The sequence below is a fragment of the Sphingorhabdus sp. genome (genome assembly GCF_041737645.1).
Classification (GTDB): Bacteria; Pseudomonadota; Alphaproteobacteria; order Sphingomonadales; family Sphingomonadaceae; genus Sphingorhabdus_B.
Genome location: NZ_JBGSRI010000013.1, coordinates 1 through 3,495, shown reverse-complemented (window position 1 = coordinate 3,495; position 3,495 = coordinate 1). Strand labels below are relative to the sequence as shown.

Annotated in this window: 4 protein-coding genes and 1 pseudogene; 3 read left to right on the top strand and 2 right to left on the bottom strand. The window is 56.3% G+C overall.

The window, feature by feature from the left end; genetic code table 11:
- Window positions 1-829 (top strand): hypothetical protein (locus ACEW72_RS01910; protein WP_373474689.1); only part of this gene is annotated, 829 nt, incomplete at its 5' end.
- A gap of 49 nt (window positions 830-878) precedes the next feature.
- On the opposite strand, the gene ACEW72_RS01905 is transcribed toward ACEW72_RS01910, so the two are convergent.
- Entirely contained in the window at window positions 879-1,322 is a 444-nt protein-coding gene (locus ACEW72_RS01905; RefSeq protein ID WP_373474690.1) for a class I SAM-dependent methyltransferase, read from the bottom strand.
- Window positions 1,323-1,459: 137 nt separating this feature from the next.
- Between ACEW72_RS01905 and ACEW72_RS01900 the strand changes: the two genes are divergently transcribed.
- Window positions 1,460-2,523, top strand: a protein-coding gene (locus ACEW72_RS01900; RefSeq protein WP_373474688.1) for an IS630 family transposase whose coding sequence is annotated in 2 segments (ribosomal slippage) — window positions 1,460-1,951 and window positions 1,954-2,523 — 1,062 coding nt in all. Because the reading frame shifts where the segments join, the coding sequence is not laid out codon by codon here.
- Here ACEW72_RS01900 and ACEW72_RS01895 read toward each other — a convergent pair.
- A complete protein-coding gene (locus ACEW72_RS01895; RefSeq protein WP_373474687.1) occupies window positions 2,524-2,832 on the bottom strand; it encodes a hypothetical protein in 309 nt (102 codons plus the stop codon). It abuts the gene before it with no gap.
- 507 nt (window positions 2,833-3,339) lie between these two features.
- Between ACEW72_RS01895 and ACEW72_RS01890 the strand changes: the two are divergent.
- Window positions 3,340-3,495, top strand: a pseudogene (locus tag ACEW72_RS01890) (IS5/IS1182 family transposase); the annotation flags it as partial.

The window sequence follows — 3,495 nt, the reverse complement described above, 5'->3', positions numbered from 1 at the left end:
CTACGAACGGCCGACGCAGATCTCCTTTGTCGGCCAGTCCGTATTCGAACGGACGCGTGATGGACGTTGCGAGAATATCGTGCTGGCGACCGAATGCGAAATGGTTGCGTTTGATCAAGCCATCTTTGCGGTGCATCCAAGCTCGGAAAGCCTACCCGAGGGCAATGGGTTGTTCGATGTTCGGACGCCTCCCAAAGGCTCCGCCTGCGAAATCTATTTCAGGCCAGGGCTGCATCGTTTCTTTGCGCCTGCCAACCGCGATATCATCGTGCATGGAGGTGGCGCCGGCATATTCGCGGGCGGTGCCCGCATGCAGTTCTACAGTGGAGCCTGCGGCTGGACCGTGAGCGAGGGGGCCTATGGTCAGAAAGGCACCGTCGTACCCAGTAACGTCACGATGGCCTATGGAGGCCCTGGCACGGGGCAGTTGCGCAACGAATTTGATGGTCCGCTGATTGCCACGGTATCTGCATCAAGCACCCAGCATGGCGCCTTCAGCCGTGAGGGCGACACATCTGCTCGCGTCATTCTGGAAAGTATCGCAGACGGCGGGGGAATTGCTTTTGGCGATGGCCGCAATGCGGCAGATGTCCGCGCCTATCGCCTTGCTGCGGGGGTACTGGCAACCGATGGTCAGATACACGCTACACAAGGATTGCGGTTGGGCAGCATAGACGCCAGTGGCCCCGCTATCCTGAACGGCTCAGGCAGTCCAGAAGGGTCGGTCGTAGCAAACCTTGGGAGCCTGTATCACAATCAGAAATCCGGAGCATGGTTTCGCAAAACGACGCAAACGGGCAATACCGGTTGGGTTACGCCACCATGGTAGCATGCGCCAAGAAGAGCGTCTTCGGCCACTTCGTTATCGGTGAAAGCCCTTAAGCATTTTTGTGTATATATGCAAACAGAGTGTTTTGTAGCCGGTCAGGCATGACCTTGTGCAAAAATTTAAATGTCGAATAAATAAATGGCGAGTTAAAGTGATAGTGTGGTTCGGAAGATGCGTAATATGCATGAACCTCAGCTTTTTCACCAAACCAACGTTTCAAAGCCGTTCGGGTATTCATGCTATAAAACGTTGGAAATACGTCTTCAGGTTTCCGATCAGGCTGAATACGGGTGAGCGCTTTGACATGTAATTTATTTGGCACCATGCGAGCAGCAATAGCAATATATCCCAAACTATTGGGAGTGGTGGCGCAAATCCACCCGCCCGGTTTGGTAATGCGCAAAAGCTCACGAGACATCCAGTCTGGGTCATCCACATGCTCAAAGACATACCGTGATACCACCATATCGAACTGGTCATCAGCATAGGGCAGTGGCGCGCTTGGCGTGATCAGTTTTGCTTCATCCAGATAGGGGTTATACCAACCTGCGCTGAGGCAGACTCACGTGAGGGATTCCCAAATTGACGAAAGTCTGAATCAATGGCGCCCTGCATATGGAGGGCGTGGCTATGGGATCAGCGATTGGCTTGCGGGATGATTTTGACGGAGCGGCATTGAGGCGATTGGCGCGCATGTCGAAGAGCGCGAATCAGGCGCGTCGTCTTTTGGCATTGGCCGAGATTTACGACGGCGGCAGCCGCAGCGCGGCGGCGCGGATCGGCGGTGTGGGCTTGCAGATCGTGCGTGACTGGGTGGTTCGGTTCAATGCCCGCGGTCCCGATGGCCTGCTCGACGGCAAGGCGCCGGGGAAACGGTCACGGCTCGATGATGCCCAGCGTCGGGCGCTTGTCGAGGTGGTAGAGCGTGGTCCGATCCCGGCAATCCATGGCGTCGTTCGCTGGCGGCTGATCGATCTGGCCCAGTGGCTGCATGAGGAGTTTGCTGTCTCGCTGGATGAGACGACCGTGGGACGCGAGCTGAAGAAACTGGGCTACGTCAAACTGACGGCCCGGCCCCGCCACCACGCCCAGAACGAATATGCGCTCGAAGCCTTCAAAAAGGGGGCTTCGCAGCCGAGCTGGCAAAGGTCAGAGCAACCCTCCCCAAGCGCACGCCCATAGAAATCTGGTTCCAGGACGAGGCGCGCGTCGGCCAGAAAAACAAGATCACGCGGCGCTGGGCACAGCGCGGAACCCGACCGTCGGCCCCGAAGGATCAACGGACGAAATCGGCCTATATCTTTGGTGCGATCTGCCCGGAACACGGCAAGGGAGCGGGGCTGGTGCTGCCCTTCTGCAATACCGAAACGATGTCCCTGCATCTGGCCGAGATCTCGCTCATGGTCGCCCCCCGCGCTCACGCGGTCGTGCTGATGGATCAAGCGGGATGGCACATGACCGGCAAGCTCATCGTGCCCGACAACATCAGCATCATTGCGCTACCGGCCAAATGCCCCGAGCTGAACCCGGTTGAAAACATCTGGCAGTTCATGCGCGACAACTGGCTCTCCAACCGGGTCTTCACATCCTACGACAACATTGTCGATCACTGCTGCGAGGCATGGAACAGGCTCATTGATCAACCATGGCACATAATGACCATCGGTCGCCGCAAATGGGTGCATGGGTCATGATCAATGCAGGTTGGTATTAGTCAGCACCACCGGATCGACGTCACAACCTTCGACACGAGCACACCGACCCTGGAAATTGGTCAGAAAGCGACGGTAGGCAACAGGATCATCGACAATCTGCTCTCCACGTCCTGCGCCGAAATCTAGCACATGGTCGGTTGGCTTCAGCAGCGCGGCAATCTGCGTGTAAAATGCAATGCCCCCATCCACGTGGCTAAAGCCGGTTGCTTTTGCCTCAGGATAAAAATGTTGATGAATTGAGGGCTTTTCGGAAGTCGTTATGCGCACAGACGATGGTTCAATATCCATAAATCACCCCGACAACTAACGATAGGACCTAAGCATGTTTTTGCACGACAATAAAGCATTTAGCATATGGTTAAGGCCGGCGCGACAGCAGCACGTCGATTGTATTGAAAGACCGGGTTCCGCGAAGCCACGTACTATACTAGGTGCAAGGCGTACACGGAGTCGATGCCATCGGAAATGAAGCCGCCGCGCCATCTCTGGATGCAGTACGCTAAACCCGAGCTATCGATTGCTGCTAGCAGCCTTAAAAAGCGATGGTGCAGGATGCCGTCTCGCAAAGTCCTGTTCATGAGTCTTATCTATACATGCGCCGTGAACGCTGCCTTGGTCGAAAATTACTACCGAGTGGGACTGCGTCCGTCCCTAGGCTAACCGTTCTGCGCGTTGGTCAATGCCGTACTGGGTAAGCGTTGGCAAGGCTTTTATCCCAGTTGGACGCCTCGAAAAACCTGTAGCATTTGACGCTTCGTCCTGATTCAATGCGTCCGCGGCAAAGCGGAGGCGGTGATGGCAGGGCAACCGGGTTTCTTTGATCTTTCGAACAGGTACGAGGCACTGAGCGCGGCGGGTGATCCGCTGGAGCGGCTTGGTGCGGTTGTGGATTTCGAGGTTTTCCGCGGTCCGCTGGCAGCGGCGTTTCGGCGTAGCGCCCGCGGCAAGGGT